25 protein-coding genes are annotated in these 25099 nt (G+C 66.5%); 19 read left to right on the plus strand and 6 right to left on the minus strand.

What is annotated here, in order from left to right; genetic code table 11:
- Positions 1-74 precede the first annotated feature (74 nt).
- The 14 genes from ybgC to serA all read left to right on the plus strand — a co-directional run bounded on the left by ybgC (position 75) and on the right by serA (position 15937).
- Positions 75-539, plus strand: a complete 465-nt coding sequence (gene ybgC, locus NYR58_RS05925; RefSeq protein ID WP_261519567.1) for a tol-pal system-associated acyl-CoA thioesterase — start codon at positions 75-77, stop codon at positions 537-539.
- Positions 540-767: 228 nt separating this feature from the next.
- Positions 768-1496: a protein TolQ gene (tolQ, locus tag NYR58_RS05930; protein ID WP_261519568.1), complete on the plus strand. Its 729-nt coding sequence runs from the start codon at positions 768-770 to the stop codon at positions 1494-1496.
- Positions 1496-1948 carry a protein TolR gene (gene tolR, locus NYR58_RS05935; protein ID WP_261519569.1) on the plus strand — a complete coding sequence of 151 codons (453 nt, stop codon included), beginning with the start codon at positions 1496-1498 and terminating at the stop codon, positions 1946-1948. The genes tolQ and tolR overlap by 1 nt, the downstream gene beginning before the upstream one ends.
- 5 nt (positions 1949-1953) lie before the next feature.
- On the plus strand, positions 1954-3009 hold the full coding sequence (locus tag NYR58_RS05940; RefSeq protein WP_261519570.1) for a hypothetical protein: 1056 nt from the start codon (positions 1954-1956) through the stop codon (positions 3007-3009).
- A 29-nt stretch (positions 3010-3038) separates the two neighbouring features.
- Entirely contained in the window at positions 3039-4355 is a 1317-nt protein-coding gene (tolB, locus tag NYR58_RS05945) for a Tol-Pal system beta propeller repeat protein TolB (protein ID WP_261519701.1), read from the plus strand.
- 166 nt (positions 4356-4521) lie between these two features.
- On the plus strand, positions 4522-5028 hold the full coding sequence (gene pal, locus NYR58_RS05950; protein ID WP_261519571.1) for a peptidoglycan-associated lipoprotein Pal: 507 nt from the start codon (positions 4522-4524) through the stop codon (positions 5026-5028).
- A gap of 110 nt (positions 5029-5138) precedes the next feature.
- The gene (gene ybgF, locus NYR58_RS05955; protein WP_261519572.1) at positions 5139-6050 is read left to right on the plus strand and encodes a tol-pal system protein YbgF; all 912 of its coding nucleotides are present in this window, start codon (positions 5139-5141) and stop codon (positions 6048-6050) included.
- Complete coding sequence (tilS, locus tag NYR58_RS05960; protein ID WP_261519573.1) at positions 6044-7378, plus strand: tRNA lysidine(34) synthetase TilS; 1335 nt, start codon at positions 6044-6046, stop codon at positions 7376-7378. Before ybgF ends, tilS begins: the two co-directional genes overlap by 7 nt.
- A 115-nt stretch (positions 7379-7493) precedes the next feature.
- Positions 7494-9431, plus strand: a complete 1938-nt coding sequence (gene ftsH / locus NYR58_RS05965) for an ATP-dependent zinc metalloprotease FtsH (protein WP_261519574.1) — start codon at positions 7494-7496, stop codon at positions 9429-9431.
- 318 nt (positions 9432-9749) lie between these two features.
- A complete protein-coding gene (glmM, locus tag NYR58_RS05970; protein WP_261519575.1) occupies positions 9750-11102 on the plus strand; it encodes a phosphoglucosamine mutase in 1353 nt (450 codons plus the stop codon).
- Between the two features lie 148 nt (positions 11103-11250).
- The gene (locus NYR58_RS05975) at positions 11251-12099 is read left to right on the plus strand and encodes an outer membrane protein (protein WP_261519576.1); all 849 of its coding nucleotides are present in this window, start codon (positions 11251-11253) and stop codon (positions 12097-12099) included.
- 186 nt (positions 12100-12285) lie between these two features.
- Positions 12286-12990, plus strand: a complete 705-nt coding sequence (locus NYR58_RS05980) for an outer membrane protein (RefSeq protein ID WP_261519577.1) — start codon at positions 12286-12288, stop codon at positions 12988-12990.
- Positions 12991-13114: 124 nt separating this feature from the next.
- On the plus strand, positions 13115-14287 hold the full coding sequence (locus NYR58_RS05985) for a phosphoserine transaminase (RefSeq protein ID WP_261519578.1): 1173 nt from the start codon (positions 13115-13117) through the stop codon (positions 14285-14287).
- A 51-nt stretch (positions 14288-14338) separates the two neighbouring features.
- On the plus strand, positions 14339-15937 hold the full coding sequence (serA, locus tag NYR58_RS05990) for a phosphoglycerate dehydrogenase (RefSeq protein ID WP_261519579.1): 1599 nt from the start codon (positions 14339-14341) through the stop codon (positions 15935-15937).
- Between the two features lie 9 nt (positions 15938-15946).
- On the opposite strand, the gene NYR58_RS05995 is transcribed toward serA, so the two are convergent.
- A complete protein-coding gene (locus NYR58_RS05995; RefSeq protein ID WP_261519580.1) occupies positions 15947-16741 on the minus strand; it encodes a response regulator in 795 nt (264 codons plus the stop codon).
- A 194-nt stretch (positions 16742-16935) separates the two neighbouring features.
- Here NYR58_RS05995 and NYR58_RS06000 point away from each other — a divergent pair, with 194 nt between their 5' ends.
- From NYR58_RS06000 to NYR58_RS06015, 4 genes are all read left to right on the plus strand, one after another.
- The gene (locus tag NYR58_RS06000; protein ID WP_261519702.1) at positions 16936-17151 is read left to right on the plus strand and encodes a NepR family anti-sigma factor; all 216 of its coding nucleotides are present in this window, start codon (positions 16936-16938) and stop codon (positions 17149-17151) included.
- A gap of 2 nt (positions 17152-17153) precedes the next feature.
- Positions 17154-17696 (plus strand): sigma-70 family RNA polymerase sigma factor, encoded by a 543-nt coding sequence (locus NYR58_RS06005; protein ID WP_261519581.1) that lies wholly within the window; start codon positions 17154-17156, stop codon positions 17694-17696.
- Between the two features lie 144 nt (positions 17697-17840).
- Entirely contained in the window at positions 17841-18380 is a 540-nt protein-coding gene (locus NYR58_RS06010) for a PRC-barrel domain-containing protein (RefSeq protein ID WP_261519582.1), read from the plus strand.
- 183 nt (positions 18381-18563) lie between these two features.
- Positions 18564-19496, plus strand: a complete 933-nt coding sequence (locus NYR58_RS06015; RefSeq protein ID WP_261519583.1) for a VOC family protein — start codon at positions 18564-18566, stop codon at positions 19494-19496.
- Positions 19497-19536: 40 nt separating this feature from the next.
- Here NYR58_RS06015 and NYR58_RS06020 read toward each other — a convergent pair whose 3' ends face one another.
- Genes NYR58_RS06020 through ectA form a run of 5 tightly spaced genes read right to left on the minus strand, consistent with a single transcriptional unit; the run spans position 19537 to position 24312 of the window.
- A complete protein-coding gene (locus NYR58_RS06020) occupies positions 19537-21027 on the minus strand; it encodes an aspartate kinase (RefSeq protein WP_261519584.1) in 1491 nt (496 codons plus the stop codon).
- A gap of 17 nt (positions 21028-21044) precedes the next feature.
- Positions 21045-21977, minus strand: a complete 933-nt coding sequence (gene thpD / locus NYR58_RS06025) for an ectoine hydroxylase (RefSeq protein ID WP_261519585.1) — start codon at positions 21975-21977, stop codon at positions 21045-21047.
- A 41-nt stretch (positions 21978-22018) separates the two neighbouring features.
- Positions 22019-22417 (minus strand): ectoine synthase, encoded by a 399-nt coding sequence (locus tag NYR58_RS06030; protein ID WP_261519586.1) that lies wholly within the window; start codon positions 22415-22417, stop codon positions 22019-22021.
- 4 nt (positions 22418-22421) lie between these two features.
- The gene (gene ectB / locus NYR58_RS06035) at positions 22422-23711 is read right to left on the minus strand and encodes a diaminobutyrate--2-oxoglutarate transaminase (protein ID WP_261519587.1); all 1290 of its coding nucleotides are present in this window, start codon (positions 23709-23711) and stop codon (positions 22422-22424) included.
- Between the two features lie 55 nt (positions 23712-23766).
- Positions 23767-24312, minus strand: a complete 546-nt coding sequence (gene ectA, locus NYR58_RS06040; protein WP_261519588.1) for a diaminobutyrate acetyltransferase — start codon at positions 24310-24312, stop codon at positions 23767-23769.
- A gap of 192 nt (positions 24313-24504) precedes the next feature.
- Between ectA and NYR58_RS06045 the strand changes: the two genes are divergently transcribed.
- Complete coding sequence (locus NYR58_RS06045; RefSeq protein WP_261519589.1) at positions 24505-24981, plus strand: MarR family winged helix-turn-helix transcriptional regulator; 477 nt, start codon at positions 24505-24507, stop codon at positions 24979-24981.
- Positions 24982-25099 lie beyond the last annotated feature (118 nt).

Raw genomic sequence — 25099 nt, forward strand, 5'->3', positions numbered from 1 at the left:
CTTCCAGAAGAGATCGCATACGATATCCCTGTTCACCATTCACCATTCACCATTCACCAATCGCTTCCGAAACCATGACCGACACCGACGACAGCCTCGTTTCCGGCATCAGCGGCAGGTTGACCGCCACCGGCCACCGCCTCAAGGCGCGGGTCTATTTCGCCGATACCGATTTCACGGGTGTCGTCTATCACGCGCGCTATCTGGAGTTTCTGGAGCGCGGGCGGTCGGATTTTCTGCGGCTGGCCGGGGTTCACCACACCGAGCTGGCCGAGGGCAAGCACGGCGAAAGGCTGGCCTGGGTGGTGCGGCGCATGGAGATCGACTTCCAAAGGCCGGCGCGCATCGACGACATCGTGACCGTGGACACGCGGGTGGAGCGGATTTCCGGGGCGCGCATCTTCATGGCGCAGGAGCTTCTGCGCGACGATACGCTTCTGGTGTCGGCGCGGGTGGAAGCGGCGATCATCGGCGCCTCCGGCAAACCGCGGCGGTTTCCCAGGGAGTGGGCGGCGGCCTTTCTGCGCAGGCCCGGATAGGGCGGGCGGCGGCCATGCGGGATGCCGCGTAAGACACTGTTAACCATGTTCCTCCATACCATCGGGCGACGGTCATCGTTCGCGCGCCTTCCTTTGACCAAATTTTACCGGAAAAAGGCGCGGAAGAGGGTCCGCGGGGGGCGCTGCGGCTTCAACGGGCGGCGCGGACACGCGGGCAGGACGGATCGGCACGAAGATGCTGCCCAGTTTTTACGAGGACGTTTATCCATGGAGAGTGTAGCGCTCACCGCACCCGGTGGGGAGTTGTCCATCTGGGCGCTGTTCTGGCAGGCGGGATGGGTCGTCAAGCTGGTGATGATCGGCCTGCTTGGCGCTTCCATCTGGACCTGGGCCATTATCGTCGACAAGACGCTCGCCTATGCGCGCATGCGCGTGGCGCTCAACCGCTTCGAGCAGGTGTTCTGGTCCGGTCAGTCGCTGGAGGAGCTCTACCGCTCACTCTCGGAGCGAAAGACCACCGGCATGGGCTCCATCTTCGTGGCCGCCATGCGCGAGTGGAAGAAGAGCTTCGAGAAGGGCGCGCGCTCGCCGCTGGGCCTGCAGACGCGTGTCGACAAGGCCATGGACCTGGCGCTGGCGCGCGAGATGGAGCGGCTGGAAGGCAAGCTCGGCTTCCTCGCCTCCATCGGCTCCTCGGCGCCCTTCATCGGCCTGTTCGGCACGGTGGTGGGCATCATGACCTCCTTTCAGGCCATCGCCGGCTCGAAGACCACCAATCTCGCCGTGGTGGCGCCCGGTATCGCGGAGGCGCTCCTGGCCACGGCCATGGGGCTGCTTGCGGCCATTCCCGCCGTCATCGCCTATAACAAGCTTTCCTCGGACGCCGCCAAGCTGGGCGCCAGGATGGAAGGCTTCGCCGACGAGTTCTCCGCCATACTCTCGCGGCAAATCGATGAGAAGGTCTCGTCACGGCAGAGGGCAGAGGAGTACGCCTGATGGGCATGTCTGTTGCCTCCGCCCGCACGGGCGGAAACGGACGCCGGCGCCGCGGGCGCCGGCACGCGCTCATTTCGGAGATCAACGTCACGCCCTTCGTGGACGTGATGCTGGTGCTGCTCATCATCTTCATGGTTGCCGCCCCGCTGCTGACCGTCGGCGTGCCCATCGACCTGCCGGAAACGCAGGCCAGGGCGCTGAACGCCGACACGCAGCCCATCACGGTCTCGGTTGACGGCGAGGGCCGGGTGTATCTGCAGGAAACCGAGATCGCGATCGACGAGGTGGTGCCCAAGCTGGAGGCCATCGCCGAGGCCGGCTACAACGAGCGCATCTATGTGCGTGGCGACCGTTCGGCCGACTACGGCACGGTGATGCGCGTGATGGCGCGCATTTCGGCCGCCGGCTTCCGGAATCTCGGCCTCGTGACGCTGCAGGAACAGGACGGCTGATCTTCATGAAGACCGGTCTCGCCATCTCGGTCACCATGCATGCGGCGCTTCTCGGCTTCGGGATCTTCTCGTTGTCGACGCCGCGCGCCTTCGAGGTGGCCGACGTCGAGGCGCTGCCGGTCGACATCGTTCCGGTCGAAAGCATCACGCAGGTTCAGGAAGGCGACAGGCAGGCGCCCGCCGAGCGGCGGCCGGCACCGAGGCCCACCCTGCGCACCGACGAGGTGGAGAACGCCCAGAAGGTGGGCGAGGCGGAGACCGACCTGAAATCGCCGCCCACGCCGGATGCGAAGCCCAAGCCCGTGGAACGCGCTGCCGAACCTCCGCCGGCACCCGCGCCGCGGCCGCAGCCCGTGGAGACGGCAGCCGAGGAGGCGCAGGTGGCCGAGGCCGAACCCGTGCCGGCGACGGAGCGGCAGCCGGAGCCCCAGCCACGGCAGGAGGTGACGCCGGATCCCACCGACAAGCCCATGGTGGCGGAGAATGCCGAGGCCGAAAGCGTGACGCTGCCGCGCACCGCGCCGGTGCCGCAGGCACGCCCGCAGCCGCCCAGGGCGCAGACCGCCAAGGCGCCGGAGCGCCGGCAGGCGGAGGCGGAGACGCCCGCACCCCGCCAGCAGGCGAGGGGCGAGAAGAAGGATGACGAGCTGTTCGACCAGGTCGCCGCCCTCCTCAACAAGGAGCGTGCGTCGGGCGGCGGCGCCAGGCGTTCCACCGGGGAGGCGGCGCTCGGCGGCACGCGCACCACGGCGGGCGAGCAGCTCACGCAGAGCGAGATGGATGCGCTGCGCGGCCAGATCCAGCGTTGCTGGAACGTGCCGGCAGGCGCCATCGACGCGGCCAATCTGAAGGTGTCGCTGCGTTTCAGGCTGGACCCCAGCGGAGCGGTCGAGGGCAACCCCGAGATCATTTCCGGCGGCGACGGTTCCGGCGTGGCGCGGGCGGCCGCCGAGTCGGCCCGGCGCGCCATCCTGCAATGTGCGCCCTACAACCTGCCGACCGAAAAATACAGCGCCTGGGCCGATGTCATCGTGCATTTCGACCCCAGCGACATGTTCTGACCCCGAGAGAAGCGACGAGGCATGAGTTGATGCGGACATTCGTGAAAGCGATCCTGACCATCGCCAGCCTGGCTGCGGGCGCGCTGGCGCTGGCGGCCGTGCCGGCGCGTGCTCTGGTGGAGATCGACGTCAACAAGGGCGTCGTCGAGCCGGTGCCGATCGCCATCACCGACTTTCTTTCGGCGGATGCGATGGGTGCGGAAATCACCGGCGTCGTGGCTGCCGATCTGCGCCGCTCCGGCCTCTTCGCGCCGATCGACAAGGGCGCCTTCATCGAAAAGATCTCCAATCCCGACGTGGCGCCACGGTTCGAGGACTGGCGCGTCATCAACGCCCAGGCGGTGGTGACGGGGCGTGTGCGGCAGGAGCCGGACGGGCGGCTGCGTGTCGAGTTCCGCGTGTGGGACACCTTCGCTGGGCAGCAGCTGAAGGGCGAGCAGCTTTTCGCCAATCGCGAGAACTGGCGCCGCGTCGCCCACATCATCGCCGACACCATCTATGAGCAGTTCACCGGCGAGAAGGGCTATTTCGACAGCCGCATCGTCTATGTCGACGAATCGGGGCCGCGCAACAACCGCGTCAAGCGCCTGGCCATCATGGACCAGGACGGCGCCAACCATCGCTACCTCTCCGATGGCCGCTCCATCGTTCTCACGCCGCGCTTCTCGCCGGAGCGCCAGGAAATCACCTACATGTCCTATGAGAGCGGCCAGCCGCAGGTCTATCTCCTGCAACTGGAGACCGGGCAGCGCGAGCTTGTGGGCAATTTCCCCGGCATGACCTTCGCGCCGCGCTTCTCGCCCAGCGGCGACAAGGTCATCATGAGCCTTCTGCGCGAGGACGGCAACTCCAACATCTTCACCATGGATCTGCGGACGCGCAACACGGCGCGGCTGACCGACACAAACGCCATCGACACCTCGCCTTCCTATTCGCCGGACGGCAAGCAGGTGACCTTCACCTCCGACCGCGGCGGGCGGGCGCAGATCTATGTGATGAATGCCGACGGGTCCAACCAGCGCCGCATCTCCTTCGGCGACGGCACCTATTCGACGCCCGTCTGGTCGCCGCGCGGCGACCTCATCGCCTTCACGAAGCAGAGCGCAGGCCAGTTCCAGATCGGCGTGATGCGCACCGACGGCTCCGGCGAGCGCATCATCTCCACCGGCTTCCTGCAGGAAGGGCCGACCTGGTCGCCCAACGGCCGGGTGATCATGTTCTTCCGCCAGGATGCGGGCGCAGCCGGCCCGAAGCTCTATACGATCGACCTGACGGGCCGCAACGAGCAACCGGTGCCGACGCCGAATTTCGGCTCGGACCCGGCCTGGTCGCCGCTGCTGAAGTGAGGCCAGCGCCATTCCGCAGTACCCCGCAGCCGGCAAGTGCTGTAGGATGGCCGCGGCCAAGAGAGAATATAAAGGAAAGATTAACCCCGTTTCTTCAGCGCCCGTTAACCCCACGATGGTTACCAAGCGTTGAAGAATTCCCCTCGATTGCCAAGGAGTGACGGCAATGCGCCGTATCGCAGCCCTGACCAGACATCCAGTCGCCATCGTCTTCCTGGCCGCCCTTGCGGTGGCGGGATGCCGAACGCAGCAGGTGCCCAACACCGCGGCCGATCTGGGCCTTGGTGCCGGGGCGGCGGCAGCTCCCGGTTCCCGGCAGGAGTTCACCGTCACGGTCGGCGACCGCATCTTCTTCGACACCGACTCCTCCGTCATCCGCCCCGATGCGCAGGCGACGCTGACCCGCCAGGCGCAATGGCTAAACCAGTATCCCTCCTATTCCATCACCATCGAGGGCCATGCCGACGAGCGCGGCACGCGCGAATACAACCTGGCGCTCGGCGCGCGCCGTGCCGCGGCCACCCGCGATTTCCTCATCGCCCAGGGCGTGGCGGCAAACCGCATCCAGACCATCTCCTACGGCAAGGAGCGCCCGGTGGCCACCTGTGACGACATCTCCTGCTGGTCGCAGAACCGGCGCGCCGTGACGGTGCTCAACGGCGCGGGAAGCTGACCGCGGGGCGGCAATCAAAATTTGGCCGAAGTCTCGCGGCCTGATAAAGGCAAGGGGCGGCGGCTCGGTGCCGTCGCCTTCGCCGTTTCCTTTTCGAGAGCGAGACAGGTATGCTGTTGCGAACCCATCTGAGCGGCCTGGCCATTGCCGCGCTTTCCCTGGCAGCCGCGGTAGGAGCCGGCCACGCGGCCATCCAGTCGCACCTGCCCGGCACACCCGTTCACGACGGGCGGAACCATCTCCCCGCCCCGGTGATCCTTGCCCAGGCGAGCGATCCGCGCCTCATCGGCCTCGAAGAGGAGATCCGGCGGCTGAACGGGCGGATGGAAGACCTCAACTTCCAGATGCTGCAGATGCAGGACCAGCTTCGCCGGATGCAGGAGGACTACGAGTTCCGGTTTCAGGAGCTGGAGGGACGGCGCTCGGATGCCGGCGCGCCCCCGCCGGCCCGCAATGCCGGGCAGGCGGCGCCTTCCGCCCCGGCAGGCACGGGAGAGCCGCCGCGCGCGCTCGGCACGATCACACTCGATGAGAGCGGCAATGTCGTCGCCAACGGCAGCAACGGGACGGTCGACCTTCTCGACGGCAACCCGGTGCCCGGCGGGGCGGGTTCGGTCGTCACCGCGCTGCCCCCCTCCGACAACCCGGAGGAGATCTACGGCAATGCCTATCAGTTTGTGCTTTCCGGCGACTATCGCACGGCAGAAGCCGGCTTCCGCCAATATCTGGAACGCTTTCCCAACGGGGAGCACGCGGCCGATGCCAGCTTCTGGCTCGGCGAGGCGCTGCTTGGCCAGGACCGGTACCGCGAGGCGGCCGAGGTTTTCCTGCAGGCCAACCGCGACCACCCCAGTGCCGCCAAGGCACCGGAGATGCTTCTGAAGCTCGGCGTCTCGCTCGCCGCGCTCGACCAGATCGATGTCGCCTGCGCCACCTTCACGGAGGTCGGCCAGCGCTATCCGCAGATTTCCGACGCGCTCAGGGAGCGCGTCCGCCGCGAGCAGGCCAACGCCGGTTGCTGAGCCAGGCCGTCTTTCCGCCGAAGGCGGATCTTCTTTTCTCCTCCATCGATCTGACCGGCAGGTCCTGCCTTGTCGTGGCGGTCTCGGGCGGCGGCGATTCGCTGGCTCTCCTGCTTCTGCTTCACGATTATCTGCGGCGGCTGGCCGACGCGCCTTCGCTGCTCGCCGTGACGGTGGACCACGGCCTGCGCGCGCAGGCGGCCGAGGAAGCGCGCGCCGTGGAGCGGCTTTGCGGGGCACGCGGCATCGCCCATCGCACGCTGCAATGGCAGGGGGAAAAGCCCGCCAGCGGGCTTTCGGCGGCTGCGCGCGAGGCGCGGCTGGGGCTTCTGGCAAAGGCGGCGGAAGAGGCAGGCAGCGATCTCGTGCTGACGGGCCACACCGCCGACGACCAGGCCGAGACCCTGGCCATGCGCGGGCGGCGCGGCAGCGGGCGCGGCATGGCCGGCATGGCGCCGGCAACGCTCCACGAGGGGCGCATATGGTTCGTTCGCCCGCTGCTCGGCGTGCGGCGCGCGGCGCTGCGCGGCTTCCTGCAGGCGCAGGGGGTCGGCTGGTTCGACGATCCGACCAACGAGGATCGGCGGTTCGAGCGGGCACGCGTGCGCCAGGCGCTGGCCCATGCCGACATCGCGCCGCTTCTGGCCACGGGGCGGCGGATGGCGGCAGCCCGCGCCCTTGCGGGCGAGGAGGCGGCCGCCTTCATCGCCCGTCATGCGCGGCTTGCCGCGCCCGGGCTTCTGCGTCTGGCGGGCGCGGCGACGCGGGCTGAGGGCGAGACGGCCCTTTATGCCCTGCGCATTCTCCTTGCCGTGGCCGGTGGGACATCGCACCTGCCGGACGAGGCGCGGAGCCGGGCTCTGCAGGCGCGGCTCGAGGAGGATGGGCTCCGCGTCACGCTGTCGCGGGCGGTGGTGGCCGTGCGGCGCGGCGCGGTCTACCTGCATCGCGAGGGGCGCCATCTTCCCCGGCTGGACGTGGCCGCCGACCTGGTCTGGGACGGGCGGTACCGTGTTGCCGAGTGCCGGCAGGCAGAAGCCCTGACGCTTGCCGCGTCGGGCCGGGAGAACGTGCCACCCCCCGAGAGCGGCGAGGAGGCGCCCCGCGGGCTGGCGCGCGCTGCGGCGGCCGCCGAGCCTGCCTTCTGGCAGGGCGGGCTGTGCCTCGGCCGCGCCGTTCCTGGCGTCGTGCTGCAGCCAGTGGCCGGGCCGTGGGCGCGCTTTCTTCCCTGCTTCGATCTGGCGGCGGCGCGGGCCGTCCTGCGGCTCATCGGTGGCGTGCCGCCGCCGCCTTCGCCATGGCGCGGCCACAATGACGATGACAGATAAACCATATCGGTCGGCTGGCGCCTTCCGCGCGCTTGGCAAGGTTGCGCATGCTCCCTATGTTAGGGAAAACTGGTGCTTTGGATGATGCCGGCCTCGGCGCACATACAGGACGCACATGAACCCGAATTACAGAAACTTTGCGCTGTGGGCGATCATCGCCGTTCTGCTCATCGCGCTGTTCAACCTGTTCCAGGCGCCGCAGCAGCGCGGTGCCACGCGTGAGATTGCCTACTCGCAGTTCCTGCAGGATCTGTCGAACGGCCGCGTGGAGAGCGTGACGATCACGGGCGAGCGCATCACCGGCACCTATACGGACAACAACACGCCATTCCAGACCTATTCTCCGGGCGACCCGAGCCTGGTGCAGCGGCTGGAGGAGCGCGGCGTGACCATCAATGCGCGGCCAGAAACGGACGGCTCCAACTCGCTGCTCGGCTATTTCATCTCATGGCTGCCGATGATCCTCATCCTGGCGGTGTGGATCTTCTTCATGCGGCAGATGCAGTCGGGCTCGGGTCGGGCCATGGGCTTCGGCAAGTCCAAGGCCAAGCTTCTGACCGAGGCGCACGGGCGCGTCACCTTCCAGGACGTGGCGGGCGTCGACGAGGCGAAGGAGGACCTGGAGGAGATCGTCGAGTTCCTGCGCGATCCGCAGAAGTTCCAGCGCCTCGGCGGCAAGATTCCGCGCGGCGTGCTGCTCGTCGGCCCGCCGGGAACCGGCAAGACGCTGCTTGCCCGCTCCGTCGCCGGCGAGGCGAACGTGCCCTTCTTCACGATTTCCGGCTCGGATTTCGTGGAGATGTTCGTGGGCGTCGGCGCTTCGCGCGTGCGCGACATGTTCGAGCAGGCCAAGAAGAATGCGCCCTGCATCATCTTCATCGACGAGATCGACGCCGTTGGCCGGCACCGCGGCGCGGGGCTCGGCGGCGGCAATGACGAGCGCGAGCAGACGCTGAACCAGCTTCTGGTGGAGATGGACGGCTTCGAGGCCAACGAGGGCATCATCCTGATCGCCGCCACCAACCGGCCGGACGTGCTCGACCCGGCACTGCTGCGTCCCGGCCGCTTCGACCGGCAGGTGGTGGTGCCGAACCCGGACATTGCCGGGCGCGAGAAGATCCTGAAGGTCCATGTGCGCAACGTGCCGCTGGCACCCAATGTGGACCTCAAGACCGTGGCGCGCGGCACCCCAGGCTTCTCCGGGGCGGACCTTGCCAATCTGGTCAACGAGGCGGCGCTGATGGCGGCCAGGCGCAACAAACGCCTCGTCACCATGCAGGAGTTCGAGGACGCCAAGGACAAGGTGATGATGGGGGCGGAGCGCCGCTCGCATGTCATGACCCAGGAAGAGAAGGAGCTGACGGCCTATCACGAGGCGGGCCACGCCATCGTGGCGCTCAACGTGCCGTCGGCCGACCCCGTGCACAAGGCGACGATCATCCCGCGTGGACGCGCGCTCGGCATGGTGATGCAGCTTCCCGAGGGCGACCGCTACTCCATGAGCTACAAGTGGATGATCTCCCGGCTCGCCATCATGATGGGCGGGCGCGTGGCCGAGGAGCTGAAGTTCGGCAAGGAGAACATCACCTCGGGTGCGGCCTCCGACATCGAGCAGGCGACGAAGCTTGCGCGCGCCATGGTCACGCGCTGGGGCTTTTCCGACAAGCTCGGCCAGGTCGCCTATGGCGAGAACCAGGAGGAGGTTTTCCTGGGCCATTCCGTGACGCGCCAGCAGAACATGTCCGAGGAGACCCAGCAGAAGATCGACGCCGAGGTGCGCCGCCTTATCGACGAGGCGTATGACAAGGCGCGCTCGATCCTGACCGAAAAGAAGAAGGACTGGATCGCCATTGCCGAAGGGCTGCTGGAATATGAGACGCTGTCGGGCGAGGAGATCCAGGCGATCATTCGCGGCGAGAAGCCCTCGCGCGATCTCGGCGACGACACCCCGCCTTCGCGCGGCTCCACCGTGCCCAAGGCCGGCGTGCGCAAGGAGAACAAGAAGGGCGGCGAGGAACCCGACGCCGGCATGGAGCCTCAACCGCAGGGATGAGGCTGTGCCGCGGCGCGCATTGCATGGTGCCTGATGCGCCATGAAGGCGACGGGCGCGCCGCCGGCCCTCCCGCAGGAAGGCGGCGCTTCGATCCGTCTTCCTGCGTATGGGTCGCCTTCGGACCCTCCACCATCGGCCGCTGCTGTCCCCACCATGTTTAACCCCGTGTTAATCATAGTGGGCAAGTGGCTGTTCATATGGATCGATTACGATTTCTCACATAAAGTGATGGGCAGAAGCACCCGAACCTGTGGCAGTTGAAGACGGGGACCGCGATCTTGCGACAGACTTCCAAAACGGTGCGGGCAAGAAAGAGCATGACGAAGAAATATTTCGGGACCGACGGCATCCGCGGCCGCGCCAACAGATTTCCCATGACGGCCGAGGTGGCCATGAAGGTGGGGATGGCCGCGGGTCTGACCTTCCAGAACGGCAATCACCGCCATCGCGTGGTGCTCGGCAAGGACACCCGTCTTTCCGGTTACATGATCGAGAACGCACTCGTCGCCGGCTTCTGCGCGGCGGGCATGGACGTCTTCCTTCTGGGGCCCATCCCCACGCCCGCCGTCGCCATGCTGGTGCGTTCGCTGAGGGCCGATATCGGGGTGATGATCTCGGCCTCCCACAATCCCTTCGAGGACAACGGCATCAAGCTGTTCGGGCCGGATGGCTACAAGCTTTCCGACAGGATCGAGGACCGCATCGAGGCACTGCTCGACAAGGGTGTGGAGCTGGCATTGGCCGACGCCGATTCGCTCGGCCGCGCCAAGCGCGTGGACGGCGTGCACGACCGCTATATCGAGTTTGCCAAGCGCACGCTGCCGCGTGCCATGTCGCTGTCGGGCCTGCGCATCGTCGTCGACTGCGCCAACGGTGCCGCCTACAAGGTGGCGCCGGCCGCGCTGTGGGAGCTGGGCGCGGAGGTGGTACCCATCCATGTCGAGCCCGACGGCCTCAACATCAACCGTGACTGCGGCTCCACCAGTCCGCTGAGCCTGGCTAAGAAGGTGCACGAGGTGCGTGCCGACATCGGCATCGCGCTCGACGGCGACGCCGACCGCGTGGTCATCGTCGACGAGAATGGCACCGTGGTGGACGGCGACCAGATCATGGCGCTGATCGCCCAGTCCTGGCACGAGAGCGAGCGGCTGGCCGGCGGCGGCATCGCGGCCACGGTCATGTCCAATCTGGGCCTCGAGCGCTTCCTCAATGCGCGCGGGCTGGAACTCCATCGCACCAAGGTGGGCGACCGCTACGTGGTCGAGCACATGCGCGCCCATGGCCTCAATGTCGGCGGGGAGCAGTCCGGCCACGTCATCCTGTCGGATTTCACCACCTCCGGCGACGGGCTGGTGACCGCGCTGCAGGTGCTGGCCTGCATCAAGCGCGAGAACCGGCCGGCCAGCGAGGTGTGCCGCAAGTTCGAGCCGGTGCCGCAGGTTCTCAGGAATGTGCGCATTGCCGGCGGGAAGCCGCTGGAGCGCGCGCCGGTCAAGGCGGCGATCGCCGATGCGCAGGCGCGGCTCGGCCAGGCCGGGCGGCTTGTCATCCGGCCTTCCGGCACCGAGCCGCTCATCCGCGTGATGGCCGAGGGCGACGACCCGGAACTGGTTCGCGCCGTGGTCGACGACATCGTCGATGCCATTGCCGACGCGCGCACCGCCGCCTGAGGCATTTCCCGACCGCAACACGCGAAAGGCGAACGGGCGGGATAACCGCCCGTTAGGGTTAAGCGGCGCTTAACCTTTTTCCTTCAATCTTCCCGAGACTCACAAGTGGGGCGCCTGGCAGGCGGCCAAGTGAATTGGGGTGGGGAAGATGCTTAAGACGATGATGCCGTTCGTCGCTGCCGCTGCATTTGCGGTGGCCACCAGCGCACATGCCGCCGATCTCTACGAGCCGCCGGCGGTGACACCGCCGACGGTGATCGAGAAGCCGGTCGCCACGGGCGGCTGGTACCTGCGCGGCGATCTCAACTATCATTGGTCGAAGCTGCGCGGCAGCGAGTACATCACCTATGGCTGCTGCGGTGTCGTCGATCCCGGCAGCGACGATTTCGACACGACGGACCTCGACGGGGCGTTCTCGCTCGGTGCCGGCGTGGGCTACCAGATGTCGCCCTATCTGCGCGCCGATTTCACCGCCGACTACTGGTTCGATTCGGATTTCCGCGGCACCACGTCGGGCACCTGCGGGGGCGTGCCCTGCACCTCGACCGATGAGTCCTCCTACTCGGCGCTGCTCCTCATGGCCAATGCCTATGTCGATCTGGGCACCTATCAGGGCGTCACGCCCTATGTGGGCGCGGGCCTCGGCGGGGCCTATGTGAGCTGGGACGACCTGACCAACGCCATCGACGGCGGCGGCAGCACGGTGCACAGGGGCGCCAGCAACTGGCGCTTTGCCTGGTCGGTCATGGCGGGCGCGTCCTACTGCCTGACGGAGAACCTGCAGCTCGATGCGGGCTACCGCTTCACGCAGATCGAGGGTGGCCGGATGTTCGACTACGCCAATGGCGTGGGCCCCGGCTTCGACCACGGCTTCAACGTGCACGAGGCGCGCGCGGGCCTGCGCTATTCCTTCGGCAACGGCAACGTCAACTGCGCGGTGCCGCAGGTGGTGGCCTACGAGCCGCCGGCCTATGAATACGAGCCGGTCTACAAGTAGCCGTCCCTGCCGTTTCATCCATCGTCCGCCCGGCGCCCTGCCGGGCGGATTTTTTGCGCGTGGGCGGCGAAATTTCGCGGTTACCCCCCGTTAGCCTTAACGGTCGTTTAACCGGCTTGGTTAACACTGTCTTCCCAAAGGCGGTGTGGGCGGGCCGCTCCGTCACATCCTGCGGGGTCGATCATCATGTCGAAATCATTGTTCTTCAGGCATTTTTCCCTGGCGGGGGCGATCGGCGTCCTGGCCATGCCCATGGCGGCCGGAGCGGCCGACTACGACCTTTCGATCCCCCTCGACGCGCCGCAATATGTGCCGGTGGAAGTCGGCTCCGGATGGTATCTGCGCGGCGACGTCACCTATGCCCTCAACGACTCGGTCTATGATGTCCGCCTTTTCGGCACCGAGGCGGACAACAACCGCTTCGGCGGCAGCATCGGCATGGGCTATCACTTCACGGACATGCTGCGCGCCGACGTCAATCTGGCCTATATCGGGGACGACAGCTTTTACCACGACGACGGGGTCGACTTCGCTTCGGCCGAGAACAGGACGCTGGCCGCAATGGTCAACGGCTATGTGGATCTCGGCACCTTCGTAGGCATCACGCCCTATGTCGGCGCCGGCGCGGGCCTTCTCTACTCGAAGCAGGAGCTGAGGGTGAACTCGCCCACGCTGGGCGTAGCCTATGCCGAGACGGACAGGCAGTATGAATTCGCCTACAGCCTCAATGCGGGCGTTGCCTATCAGCTCACGCGCAACGTCTCCGTCGATGTCGGCTATCAGTATCTCAGCGCGCCGAGCGCGGAATATCGCGACCTCGCCTCCGGCGCAGTGAAGGACGGCATCGACTTCCATCAGCTGCGGGTGGGGCTTCGCTACGACCTCTGGTAGCGCCGGCACATTGCCGCACGCCCGGTCTGCCTTTTTCCTTGCGCCGCGGAGGGCTTTCCGCTAAGTCCCCGCGTGGGCCACCCCTCCCCACCGAGGGGCGTGCTATCTGGAAGGGTAGACCACCATGACCACACACAAGAAGCCGGACATCCGTCCGGCAAATCCCCATTTCTCGTCAGGACCATGTGCAAAGCGCCCGGGCTGGACACCCGAGGTGCTGAAGAATGCTGCGCTCGGCCGTTCCCACCGCGCCAAGATCGGCAAGGAAAAGCTCGCCCGCGCCATCGCGCTGACGCGCGAGGTGCTTCAGGTTCCCGAAGACTACCGTATCGGCATTGTGCCCGCCTCCGACACGGGGGCGGTGGAGATGGCGCTCTGGTCGCTCCTGGGTGCGCGCGGCGTCGATATGCTGGCCTGGGAGTCCTTTGGCGCCGGCTGGGTGACGGATGTCGTCAAGCAGCTCAGGCTTTCGGACGTGCGCCGCATCGAGGCCGACTACGGAAAGCTGCCGGACCTCTCGCAGGTGGATTTCGACCGCGACGTGGTGTTCACCTGGAATGGCACGACCTCCGGCGTGCGCGTGCCCGACGGCGACTTCATTCCCGAGACGCGCGGCGGCCTGACCATCTGCGATGCCACCTCGGCCGCCTTCGCCCAGCGCCTCGATTTCCGGAAGCTCGATGTCGTCACCTTCTCCTGGCAGAAGGTGCTGGGCGGGGAAGCCGCCCATGGCGTGCTGATCCTTTCTCCCCGCGCGGTGGCACGGCTTGAAAGCCACACACCCGCCTGGCCGCTGCCGAAGATCTTCCGTCTCACCAAGGGTGGGAAGCTCATCGAGGGCATCTTCAGGGGCGAGACCATCAACACCCCTTCCATGCTGTGCGTGGAGGACTATCTGGATGCCCTTTCCTGGGCGCAGTCGGTCGGCGGACTCGACGGTCTGATCGCGCGCGCGGACGCCAATTTCGCCGTCATCGACCGTTTCGTGGAAAAGAGCGGATGGCTGGCGCATCTGGCAGAGGACCCGGCCACGCGCTCCAACACCTCCGTGTGCCTGTCGATCGTCGACGAGGCCGTGACGCGCCTCGACGCCGCGGCCCAGGCAGCCTTCGCCAAGGGTATGGTCGCCAGGCTGGAGGCCGAAGGCGCAGCCTACGACATCGGCCACTATCGCGACGCGCCTCCGGGCCTGCGCATCTGGGCCGGCGCGACGGTGGAAACCGCCGATCTCGAAGCCCTGATGCCCTGGCTCGACTGGGCATTCCACGAGCAGAAGGCGGCGCTCGCGCGCCCCTGAGCCCGCCGCCTCACGGCCTCATCACTCCCGATCGAAACACGGAGCCTCGACATGGCACCTCGCGTACTCGTTTCCGACAAGCTTTCGCCGACCGCGGTCGACATCTTCAGGCAGCATGGCATCGAGGTCGACTACGAGCCCGACCTCGGCAAGGACAAGGAAGCCTTGCTCTCCGTCATCGACAAGTATGACGGGCTCGCCATCCGCTCGGCCACCAAGGTGACGGAAAAGCTCATCAATGCGGCGACCAATCTCAAGGTTGTCGGGCGCGCCGGCATCGGCGTCGACAATGTGGACATCCCGGCCGCCTCGCGCCGCGGCATCATCGTGATGAACACGCCCTTCGGCAACTCCATCACCACCGCCGAGCACGCCATCGCCATGCTTTTCGCCGTGGCGCGGCAGATCCCCCAGGCCAATGCCTCCACCCACGCCGGCAAGTGGGAAAAGAACCGCTTCATGGGCGTGGAGATCACCGGCAAGACGCTGGGGGTGATCGGCTGCGGCAACATCGGCTCCGTGGTGGCCATGCGCGCCATTGGGCTGAAGATGCATGTGGTGGCGTTCGATCCCTTCCTGTCCACCCAGCGGGCCGAGGAGCTGGGCGTGGAGAAGGTGGAGCTCGACGAGCTGTTCGCGCGCGCGGACTTCATCACCCTGCACACCCCGCTCACCGACAAGACAAGGGGCATCATCGACGCGGCGGCGATCGCCAAGATGAAGGATGGCGTGCGCATCATCAATTGCGCGCGCGGCGGGCTGATCGTCGAGGCCGATCTGGTCGAGGCGCTGAAGTCCGGCAAGGTGGCGGGCGCGGGCATCGACGTGTTCGAGGTCGAGCCGGCGACGGAGAATCCGCTGTTCAACCTGCCCAACGTGGTGTGCACGCCGCATCTCGGCGCGGCCACCACCGAGGCGCAGGAGAACGTGGCGCTGCAGATTGCCGAGCAGATGTCGGACTATCTCATCAAGGGCGCGGTCACCAACGCCATCAACATGCCCTCCATCAGCGCCGAAGAGGCGCCGCGCCTGAAACCCTTCATCAAGCTGGCGGAGGTGCTGGGCGCCTTTGTCGGCCAGGTGACGGAGGAGCCGATCCGCGAGGTGGAGGTGGTCTTCGATGGCGCCACGGCGAACATGAACACGCGCGCCCTCGTCAGCGCCACGCTGGCCGGCCTCATCCGGCCGCAGGTCTCCGACGTCAACATGGTCTCCGCTCCCATCATGGCCAAGGAGCGCGGCGTCATCGTCTCGGAGGTCAAGCGCGACAAGTCGGGCGTCTTCGACGGCTATATCAAGCTCACGGTCAAGACCTCGGCCAAGACCCGCTCCATCGCCGGTACGGTGTTTTCCGACGGAAAGCCGCGCTTCATCCAGATCAAGGGCATCAATCTCGATGCGGAGGTGGGCGAGCATATGCTCTACACCACCAACTACGATACGCCGGGCATCATCGGCCTGCTCGGCACCGTGTGTGCCAAGCACGGGGTGAACATCGCCAACTTCCAGCTCGGCCGCAACCGGCCGGGGGGAGATGCCATCGCGCTGCTCTATCTCGATGCACCGTTTCCGCAGAACGTGCTTCAGGAACTGCTGGCGACCCAGTCCATCCTCTCGGCCAAGCGGCTGCATTTTGACGTGGGCGCATAGGCCGCCGCCTCAGACGGTGGCCCTTGTCCGCCGGTCGAAGAAGAGGGCCTGGCTGATGAGCGCCTTCACCATGGAGGGATTGAACGGCTTGGTGACGAGAAAGGCCGGCTCCGGCCTTTCCCCCGTCAGCAGCCGTTCGGGGAAAGCCGTGATGAAGATGACGGGGACCGGATCGTTCTCCAGGATCTCGTTGATGGCGTCGATCCCCGAGCTGCCGTCGGCAAGCTGGATGTCGGCCAGCACCATGCCCGGCGCGGTCTTCTGAAACAGCGCGACCGCCTCGCGACGGGTGCGCGCCGTGCCGACGACGCGGTGGCCGAGGCTTTCCACCATCTCCTCGATGTCCATGGCGATCAGCGGTTCGTCCTCGATGATCATGATGTCGGTCGCCATCTGGCGCGAGATCTCGTCGCTTGCTTCCCGCAGCAGCGTCTCCAGCCGCGCCTCCTCGACCGCCAGGATCTCGGCGGCCTCGGGCGTCTCGAACCCCTCCACCGCCACCAGAAGGAAGGCTTGCCGCGGCTGCGGGGCAAGGGCGGAAAGGTTGGCGGCTGCGCGCTGCTCCCAGGCGGAGCTGGGCTGCGCCTGCGGCACACGGATGTCGAGGCTCTCTGACAGCTCGACGAAAAGCCGGTACAGTGCCACGCGGTCGTTCGATGCCTCGGGAAAAATGGAGACATCGGAGACCAGCGCCTCGAGCGTTGCGGCAACCAGCGCATCGCCGCTGGTCTGCGATCCGCAAACCGCCCGGGCGAACCGGCGCAGATAGGGCAGGTGCGGCGCGATTCTCGCTGAAAGGCTCATGCTGGCGATCTCTCCTTCTGGAAATGCGGCGGATGCAAGGTCCATTCCCAACGCCGCTTGCCGGCGAAAGTTCCCCGACGGGGGAACAATCGGGCGCCGCTGGCGTTTCCACCCGACCTTGCCCGACCCGCGGTCGCTCCATGGCGGGCAGGAAGCGCACGGGAACGGGATGCGAGACGGGCTTTGAAAAGGGTATGACGAAGCAGAATTCCGACAGAAGACGAAACTCACACAAGCGCCGCCTCGTCTCCGATCCGCTGGGGCCGAACTCGGAGATAGGCCGCAAGCTCAAGCAATATTATGATGCGCTGATTTCGGATGAGGTACCGGACCGCTTCAGCCAGCTTTTGAGCGAGCTGGAAAAGAAGGAGAAGCTCAACACGCCGCGCCAGGCCGCCAAAGAGGATTGAGCATGACCGGGACGCCGACCTTTCGAGACGGTCTGCTGGCCGCGGTGCCCACCTTGCGCGCCTTCGCGATCTCGCTTGCCAAGGATGCCGACCGGGCGGACGATCTCGTCCAGGAGACCCTGGTCAAGGCATGGAGCAAGCAGGACAGCTTCCAGCCCGGTACGAATCTGAGGGCCTGGCTGTTCACGATCCTGCGCAACGAGTTCTATTCGCAGATGCGCAAGCGGCGGCGCGAAGTGGAGGATGCGGAGGGAACGATGACGGAGAGCCTTTCCGTGCGTCCCAGCCAGGAGAGCTCCTCCGATCTTGCCGATTTTTGCAAGGCGCTGGCGCTTCTTCCCGAAGACCAGCGCGAGGCGATCATTCTCGTCGGCGCCTCCGGCTTTTCCTACGAGGAGGCAGCGGCCATCTGCGGCTGTGCCGTGGGCACGATCAAGAGCCGCGTCAGCCGCGCCCGCGCCCGCCTTCAGGACATCCTCGGCATCGAGGGCGAGGGCGAGTTCGGCCCCGATTCGATTGCCGCTCAGGCGACGAACGTCGCCTGAGCGGCGCCGGGCAGCAGCGTCGGCAGGGAACTTCTTCCCAGGACAAAGCGTTTTGAAGGAGAGCAACGGACGCGCAGGCAACGCGTTGCCGGGCGGTGGGCGCTGTGCACCGATGTGCAAGACGCTACACAAGGAGAAATTCTCATGATCCGCAACACTCTGGCGACCGGCTCACTGGTTGCGCTTCTGGCAGCCGGCAGTGCCATGGCACAAACCACCACGACCACGACAACCGACCCCACGCTGACCGAACAGCAGCCGGTCGAAATGCTCATTCGCGCCGAGGGCAACCTGGCCTCCGACATCATCGGCAAGGCTGTCTACAACGGCACCGGGGAGGGCGCGGAGAATATCGGCTCCGTCAACGACCTGGTGATCGGCAAGGAAGGCAATGTCGAGGCGATTGTCGTCGGCGTCGGCGGCTTCCTCGGTATCGGACAGAAGGAGGTGGCTCTCGAATACGACCTCGTGCGCTGGTTCGAGCAGCAAGGCGGCGAGCGCTGGCTCGTGGTCGAGACCACGGAGGACGCATTGCGCGCCCAGCAGGCGTTCGATCGTTCCGCCTACAGGCCCATGCCGGCGGATGCCGATGTGAGGGAGACGCCGCCCGCTTCCGCCGAGGATCTCGAGACGGCCTCCACCTCGCGGGAGGATGCCGCCAAGGAAGAAGAGATCGCCGAATAGAAGCCGCTCCTTCGGCCTGAATGCCTCAAGGCTCCGCAGCGCTTGCCGTTGCGGGGCCGGTTTGCACGGAAAGGGAAAAGAGCACTGTCGCCGTGGCGGAAACAGTGCTTATCCACGAGGGCGGCTTTTGCACGCGGCCGAGAGGCCACATCTGTGGGCCATTCCAACGCAAGGAGCGCTGCCATGCTCAAGACCATCGAAGGCATTCACCACATCACCTCTCTGGCGAAGGATGCCGTCCGCACGGACCGCTTCCTGACCACCGTCATGGGGTTGCGTCGCGTCAAGAAGACGGTGAATTTCGACGCGCCGGAGGTCTACCATCTCTACTATGCCAACGGCACCGGCGAGCCGGGCACGGTGATGACCTATTTCCCCTTCCCCAACGTCGTGGTCGGCGTGCGCGGGGCGGGCGAGGTCGGCACCACGGTCTTTTCCGTTCCCGAAGGCAGTCTCGATTTCTGGGAGAAGCATCTGGCCGCTCACGGGGTCGGCGGGCTTGCGCGCGGCGGTCGGTTCGGCGAGGCGCGCCTTCACTTCCACGGAGCCGATGGGGACGGCTTTGCACTCGTCGAGACGGCGCAGGATCGACGCTCGCCCTGGACGGGTGCCGGCATCCCCGCCGAGCACGCCATTCGCGGCTTTCACTCCGCCTCGCTCCTGCTCGACGATAGCGCGGGAACGGAGGAGCTGCTCGCGCTGATGGGCTTCGAGAGCGTCGGCGCCGAGGGCTCCGTGCGCCGCATGGCGCGCGCCGGCGGCAACGGTGCGGACATCGTCGATCTGGAGACCGACGCAATGGCGGCCCCGGCGCGCCAGGGCGCGGGCTCGGTGCATCACATCGCCTTTGCCGTGGCCGATATAGCCGCCCAGCGCGGCGTGCGCGAGGCGCTTGTCAAGGAGGGCTTCGCGGTCACGCCGGTGATCGACCGAGACTACTTCCTGTCCATCTATTTCCGGGCGCCGGGCGGCGTCCTCTTCGAGATCGCCACCAACGAACCCGGCTTTGCGCGCGACGAGGATCTGGCGCATCTGGGCGAGGCGCTGAAACTGCCAAGGCAGCACGCGCATCTGCGCCCTTATCTGGAAAGCCATCTGCCGCCCCTCGGGGCGTGAGGCGGCGGCAGAACGCCGGGCTGCACCCTCGGCCGGCGCCTCAGGCGGCCCTTGCCAGGCGCGGGTTTTCCTCCCCCTCGATGAAGGCGCGGTGCAGCGCCTTCACCGCCGCCTCGCGCTCCTCGTAGCCCACCACGAACTGCACGTCGACACCACGGCCGGTCTCCTGTGCCGAAATCGGCCGGATGCCGGCATCGCCCAGCGCCGTCAGCCCTTGGAGCATGACGTCGAGGCCCGTCAGGTCCCGGCCGATGACCGACACCATGCCGGCGCGGCGCGTGGTGATGCGCGCGGAGGGATAGCGCTCCGTCAGGTCCCGCTCGACGCGGCGTATGGTCTTCAGGGGCGCCTCGATGTGGTGCACGATCGAATTGGCGTTGGAGACCTTGGAGACAATGCGCACGCGATGGCGCGTGAGCACCTCCAGGATGGCCGCGTCATAGCCCTTCACGCCCACCATGTCCTGCTCGAAGAGCTCCAGCGAGGTGACGGGCAGGCCGGTGACCATCTCCACCCCCGGCGCCTCTGCCGGCTCGGCGTCGATCAGCGTGCCGGGGTCGTGCGGCTCGAAGGCATTGGCCACGCGCAGCGGCACCCCCGCCTGGCGCAGCTTCTTGGCGGCCTTCGGGTGAATCGCCTCCATGCCCATGTTGGAGAGCTGGTCGGCGACATCGTAGTTGGTGCGTCCGATCTTGCGCACGTTCTCCATGCCGACCAGGCGCGGATCGGCGCTGGAGAGGTGAAACTCCTTGTGGATGATCGCCTCGCGCGCGCCGGTCAGCGCCGCAATCGTCGCGAAGGTGACCTCGGAATAGCCGCGGTCGAACTCGCGCATCAGCCCCTCGCGGCATTGGGCATAGCCGGTGACGATGGGCAGCTCGCGCGCCAGCTCGACCTCGGCGAAGGCATCTGCGATGCGCTCCTCCAGGCTGGGCTGGGATTCGTCGCGCCAGCCCGTCAGGTCGATGAAGCGGGCGTTCACGCCGTGGCGGCGCAGCAGCAGCGTCAGATTGTTCGCCGAATGGGCCTCACCCAGCGCCGACAGCATTTCGCGGATGGTGTGCATGTGCTCGACGAGCTGGAAATGGCCGTAGGAGCACAGGCGCTGCAGATCCATCAGGCAACCGCGCGCGCCCTCGATGCGCTCGCGCACGAAATCGTTGGCCGCGTGCCGGTCGCCGGCGTCGTCGAACATCGCGGCGTTGATCTCCTGCATGGCATGGCTGACGGCGCTCAGCGCGTCGAGCCAGCCGTGCTCGTTGTCGGCGCGCGCGAACTGGGCATAGACTCCGGGCTCGCCCGACTTCTTGTGCTCCAGCAGCCTGTCCGTGATGCCGCCGAAGGCGGAAACCACGAACACGCGGCCGTAAAGCGCTTCCCCGCGGCGCTGGCCGATCAGGACGGTGTCGATGAGCTCGCGTGCCCTGCTCATGGAGGTGCCGCCGATCTTCTCGACCGTGTGGCCGCCGGGCGCACCTTCCTGCACGCCGCGGCTGGCTGCGGCGTGCGTCTCTTCCGCTCTTGGTGTCATGGTCTGGACCGTTTCTCCTACACCAGCTTGCCGGACGCGATGTCGATGGCCTTCGGCTCGCTGCGATCGGCCAGGAAATCCGGTCTGGGCTTCCTGGCGCCGAAGGGCTCTTCCAGCCTGTTCGACACGGCGTTGAACACGAAGAAGGCGTTGGAGCGGGGGAACGGCGTGATGTTGCCGTTCGAGCCATGCATCGTGTTGCAGTCGAACAGCACCAGCGTGCCTGCCTTGCCCGTGGCTGCGTGAATGCCGTGCTCGGCGGCAAGCTTGGTGAGGGCCGCATGGGAGGGCACGCCCACTTCCTGCTTCTTGAGCGAGGACTTGTGGTTGTCCTCCGGCGTTTCGCCCGCACAGGCGATGAAGGTCTTGTGCGAGCCCGGCATGAGCATGAGCGGGCCATTGAGGGCGTCATTGTCTGTAAGCAGCAGCGAGGCGGAGACGGCGCGCATGCGCGGCATTCCGTCCTCGGCGTGCCACGTCTCGAAATCGGAGTGCCAGTAGAACTCCTTGCCGGTGAAGCCCGGCTTGTAGTTGAGGCGCGACTGGTGGATGTAGACCTCATCCCCAAGCAGGAAGCGGGCGATGCCGGCAATGCGGCGGTCTCTGGCCAGCCGGTCGAACAGCGGGCTCTGCTCCGGCAGCCTGAAGACGGTGCGCACCTCGTCCGAGCCCGGCTCGGTGATCACGCTGCCTTCCATCAAGGTGCGCTCGCCGCCGCGCAGCGCCGCCGATTCGGCCATCAGCGCCTTCACCTCTTCCGGCGTGAAAAGGTCCTTGAGCACCAGAAAGCCGTCCCGGTCGAACTGGTCGGCCTGCTGCGCGGTGAGCGGCGCGTCGGGGCGCCACTGGCTCCACACCGTCTTGTCCTGGCGCGGCAGCCAGCGCTCCTCGGGCAGGCGGCTGGGATAGGGGTCCTGTCTTCGTTCGGTCGGTTCCGTAATGGCAGACATTCTTCGTTCTCCTTCTTCTTTCGGTTCCGTCGGCGTTCACGTCATGCCGACTCGGCCTCCAGCGCGTAGGAGCCGTCGTCCTGGTGAACCTCGTTGCCCGTGACCGGGGGATTGAAGACACAAGCCATGACCATCGGCGCGTCCCTGTCGGCGCGCAGGATGTGCTTGTCATGCTTGTCGAGCGCGTAGACCACCCCCGGCCTGATCTGATGGACCTCGCCGGTGGCGCAATCCTCGATGGTGCCGGTGCCCTCCATGCAATAGACGCTTTCGAGGTGGTTCTTGTAGTGCATCGCAAGCTCGGCGCCGGCGTGGATGGTGGTGATGTGGAACGAAAAGCCCATCCCGTCCGACTTCAGAAGCAGCCGCACGCTGTCCCAGCCGTCGGAGAAGATGTGACGCTCGCTGTTCTTCATCTGGTTCAGGTCACGCACGATCATGGGCTTACTCCGCTGCGATCCTGGTGGACTGGGCAATCTCGCGCGCCGCCGCTTCGAGAATGTCGAGGCCGCGCGCGAAGGTCTCGCGGTCGATGGTCAGCGGGGCGAGCACCTTGACCACTTCGTCATGGGCGCCGGAAGTCTCGATGACGAGGCCGCGGTCGAAACAGCGCGTGCAGATCTCTTCCGCCAGCGCGCCGGAGCCGACGTCGATGCCAAGCATCATGCCGCGGCCCTTGAGGCGCGCGCCGGGAAGGTATCGGGCGATGTCTTCCAGCCGCGATTTCAGATAGGCGGCGCTGTCCAGCACCGTTTCCTGAAAGCGGCCGTCGCTCCAGAACTTCTCCAGCGCCACGCGCGCAGTCACGAAGGCATGGTTGTTGCCGCGGAACGTGCCGTTGTGCTCGGCCGGGCCGAACACGTCGTGTTCCGGCTTCACCAGCAGGGCGGCGAAGGGCAGGCCGAAACCCGACAGCGACTTGGCCATGGTCACGATGTCCGGCGCGATGCCCATCTCCTCGAAGGAGAAGAAGGGGCCGGTGCGGCCGCAGCCCGCCTGGATGTCGTCGATGATGAGAAGCGCGCCATGGGCGCGGGCGATCTCGGCGATGCGGCGCACCCACTGGCGGGAGGCGGCGTTGAGCCCGCCTTCGCCCTGCACCGTTTCCAGGATGAACGCCGCCGGCGGCTCGATGCCGCTGGAGGGCTCGGCCAGCATGCGGTTCAACAGGTCGGCGGTATCGACGTCCTTGCCCATCGCGCCCTCGAAGGGCATGCGCGTGACGCCCGACAGCGGCAGGCCGGCGCCGCCGCGATGATAGCCGTTGCCGGTGGCGGCGAGCGCCCCGAGCGTCACCCCGTGGAACCCGTTGGTGAAGGCCACGACATTGGTGCGGCCCGTCACCTTGCGGGCGATCTTGAGAGCCGCCTCCACGGCATTGGCGCCTGTCGGCCCCATGAACATCAGCCGATGGTCCATCCCGCGGGGCTTCAGGATGATGCGCTCGAAGGCTTCCAGGAAGTCGGCCTTGGCGCGGGTGTGCATGTCGAGCCCGTGCGCCACGCCGTCGCCGGCAATGTGCTCGACCAGCGCTGCCTTCATGTCGGGATCGTTGTGCCCGTAGTTGAGCGTGGAGCAGCCGGCCAGAAAGTCGATATACTCGCGTCCGTCGCTGTCGGCGAGGATCGAACCTCTCGCCTTGTCGAACACGGTCGGGAAACTGCGGCAGTAGCTGCGCGCAGCCGACTCGCGTCGTTCAAAGATGGCCTTATCGTCCGTTGGTACGGTCGTCATGGTTTTCCCTTCGGGTTGGATGGATGCCGGGTGGCGACGTGGCGTCGGGCCTCGATCAGGCGGCGCTCAGCGCCTCCTCCGGCAGCAGGATCGTCACCATATGCTCGGTGGCGTGCGCCCCGTCGAAATGCCGGTCCTTGCGGAAATAGGGCGCGTCCTTCAGCTCCGCGCCCTGGCTGCGGGCAAAAGACCTGAACAGCGCCCAGCTAGCCGCATTGTCGGGGGTGATCGTCGTCTTGAGCGTGCGCACGCCGGCGCAGGCGCGGCGGGCGAGAAGCGCCGAAAGCATTCTCTTGGCGATGCCCTGACCCTGCACGCTTTCATCCACGGCGACCTGCCAGACGAACAGGATCGAATCGTCGTCCGGCATCAGGTAGCCGGAAATCCAGCCGACGACGGCGCCGTCTGCCCGGCGCTCGGCGACCACGCAGGTATCGCTGAAATGGTCGCACTGAAGCAGATTGCAGTAAAGGGAGTTCTCGTCGAGGGGCTCGCAGGACCTGATGAGGCGCCACACGGCTGTGCCGTCTTCGGTGCGCGGCGCGCGGAACGTGATTTCGTCGGATCGTTTTCGGACAAGCTGTATCTTTTCGCTCTGCATTGCTCTCCTCTCCTGGCGGGCCGGATATTATGATAGGCGAAGGATATTTCAACAGCTGAGCGTATAAATTTTCGTTGCCATTCGGCAAAAGGCGGGCTTTCTGTCTGATTTTTCGCTCAAAATTCATTCGCTAATCAAATCATATTTTTTCTGCTATCAAGGTATCTCCTTCATCTCGGCAAAGCGCTGCCCATGGAAAACCGCACCCAAACCAGTCTCATCGCGCTCAGGCGCATCCTGCGCGCGACGGAGCTCAACGCCCGCACGCTGGCGCGCGCCACGGGGCTGACGACGCCGCAGCTCATCGTGCTGGAGATCGTTGCTGCCGCCGGCCGCCTGACCCCGAAGGACATTGCAGCGCGGGCCGGCGTCGGGCAGGCGACGGCCACCTCGCTCGTCGACAAGCTGGAAGCGCGGGGCCTGGTGACGCGCACGCGCGGCGAGCAGGACCGCCGCGTCGTCTGGGTGGCGCCCACACAGGCCGGGCTTGAGATGCTCAAGGCGGCGCCCGATCCGCTGCAGCGCACCTTCTCCCAGCAGTTCGAGGCATTGCCGGACTGGGAGCAGGCGATGATCGTCGCCGCGCTGGAGCGGGTGGGCGCGATGCTGAATGCCGGCGCCATCGACGCCTCGCCATTGCTCGATGTGGGGGCGGTGGACCGCAAATAGCAACGGGCCCCGTTAACGCGGTCGTGATCGGGCCTGCGGGCGGTTCGGCCTGTTGTGCCTCGTCATCGCCGTCTTTGTGGTGTTATGGTGCGACACGCGGGACGCGCCGCATCGGGCG

This window comes from Chelativorans intermedius (genome assembly GCF_025398255.1).
Lineage (GTDB): Bacteria > Pseudomonadota > Alphaproteobacteria > Rhizobiales > Rhizobiaceae > Chelativorans > Chelativorans intermedius.

What these genes read in the sequence shown, in the direction of transcription:
- ybgC (WP_261519567.1), top strand. Translation starts at nt 75, where the DNA reads ATGACCGACACCGACGACAGCCTCGTTTCCGGCATCAGCGGCAGGTTG.
- tolQ (WP_261519568.1), top strand. Translation starts at nt 768, where the DNA reads ATGGAGAGTGTAGCGCTCACCGCACCCGGTGGGGAGTTGTCCATCTGG.
- tolR (WP_261519569.1), top strand. Translation starts at nt 1,496, where the DNA reads ATGGGCATGTCTGTTGCCTCCGCCCGCACGGGCGGAAACGGACGCCGG.
- NYR58_RS05940 (WP_261519570.1), top strand. Translation starts at nt 1,954, where the DNA reads ATGAAGACCGGTCTCGCCATCTCGGTCACCATGCATGCGGCGCTTCTC.
- tolB (WP_261519701.1), top strand. Translation starts at nt 3,039, where the DNA reads ATGCGGACATTCGTGAAAGCGATCCTGACCATCGCCAGCCTGGCTGCG.
- pal (WP_261519571.1), top strand. Translation starts at nt 4,522, where the DNA reads ATGCGCCGTATCGCAGCCCTGACCAGACATCCAGTCGCCATCGTCTTC.
- ybgF (WP_261519572.1), top strand. Translation starts at nt 5,139, where the DNA reads ATGCTGTTGCGAACCCATCTGAGCGGCCTGGCCATTGCCGCGCTTTCC.
- ftsH (WP_261519574.1), top strand. Translation starts at nt 7,494, where the DNA reads ATGAACCCGAATTACAGAAACTTTGCGCTGTGGGCGATCATCGCCGTT.
- glmM (WP_261519575.1), top strand. Translation starts at nt 9,750, where the DNA reads ATGACGAAGAAATATTTCGGGACCGACGGCATCCGCGGCCGCGCCAAC.
- NYR58_RS05975 (WP_261519576.1), top strand. Translation starts at nt 11,251, where the DNA reads ATGCTTAAGACGATGATGCCGTTCGTCGCTGCCGCTGCATTTGCGGTG.
- NYR58_RS05980 (WP_261519577.1), top strand. Translation starts at nt 12,286, where the DNA reads ATGTCGAAATCATTGTTCTTCAGGCATTTTTCCCTGGCGGGGGCGATC.
- NYR58_RS05985 (WP_261519578.1), top strand. Translation starts at nt 13,115, where the DNA reads ATGACCACACACAAGAAGCCGGACATCCGTCCGGCAAATCCCCATTTC.
- serA (WP_261519579.1), top strand. Translation starts at nt 14,339, where the DNA reads ATGGCACCTCGCGTACTCGTTTCCGACAAGCTTTCGCCGACCGCGGTC.
- NYR58_RS05995 (WP_261519580.1), bottom strand. Translation starts at nt 16,741, where the DNA reads ATGAGCCTTTCAGCGAGAATCGCGCCGCACCTGCCCTATCTGCGCCGG.
- NYR58_RS06000 (WP_261519702.1), top strand. Translation starts at nt 16,936, where the DNA reads ATGACGAAGCAGAATTCCGACAGAAGACGAAACTCACACAAGCGCCGC.
- NYR58_RS06005 (WP_261519581.1), top strand. Translation starts at nt 17,154, where the DNA reads ATGACCGGGACGCCGACCTTTCGAGACGGTCTGCTGGCCGCGGTGCCC.
- NYR58_RS06010 (WP_261519582.1), top strand. Translation starts at nt 17,841, where the DNA reads ATGATCCGCAACACTCTGGCGACCGGCTCACTGGTTGCGCTTCTGGCA.
- NYR58_RS06015 (WP_261519583.1), top strand. Translation starts at nt 18,564, where the DNA reads ATGCTCAAGACCATCGAAGGCATTCACCACATCACCTCTCTGGCGAAG.
- NYR58_RS06020 (WP_261519584.1), bottom strand. Translation starts at nt 21,027, where the DNA reads ATGACACCAAGAGCGGAAGAGACGCACGCCGCAGCCAGCCGCGGCGTG.
- thpD (WP_261519585.1), bottom strand. Translation starts at nt 21,977, where the DNA reads ATGTCTGCCATTACGGAACCGACCGAACGAAGACAGGACCCCTATCCC.
- NYR58_RS06030 (WP_261519586.1), bottom strand. Translation starts at nt 22,417, where the DNA reads ATGATCGTGCGTGACCTGAACCAGATGAAGAACAGCGAGCGTCACATC.
- ectB (WP_261519587.1), bottom strand. Translation starts at nt 23,711, where the DNA reads ATGACGACCGTACCAACGGACGATAAGGCCATCTTTGAACGACGCGAG.
- ectA (WP_261519588.1), bottom strand. Translation starts at nt 24,312, where the DNA reads ATGCAGAGCGAAAAGATACAGCTTGTCCGAAAACGATCCGACGAAATC.
- NYR58_RS06045 (WP_261519589.1), top strand. Translation starts at nt 24,505, where the DNA reads ATGGAAAACCGCACCCAAACCAGTCTCATCGCGCTCAGGCGCATCCTG.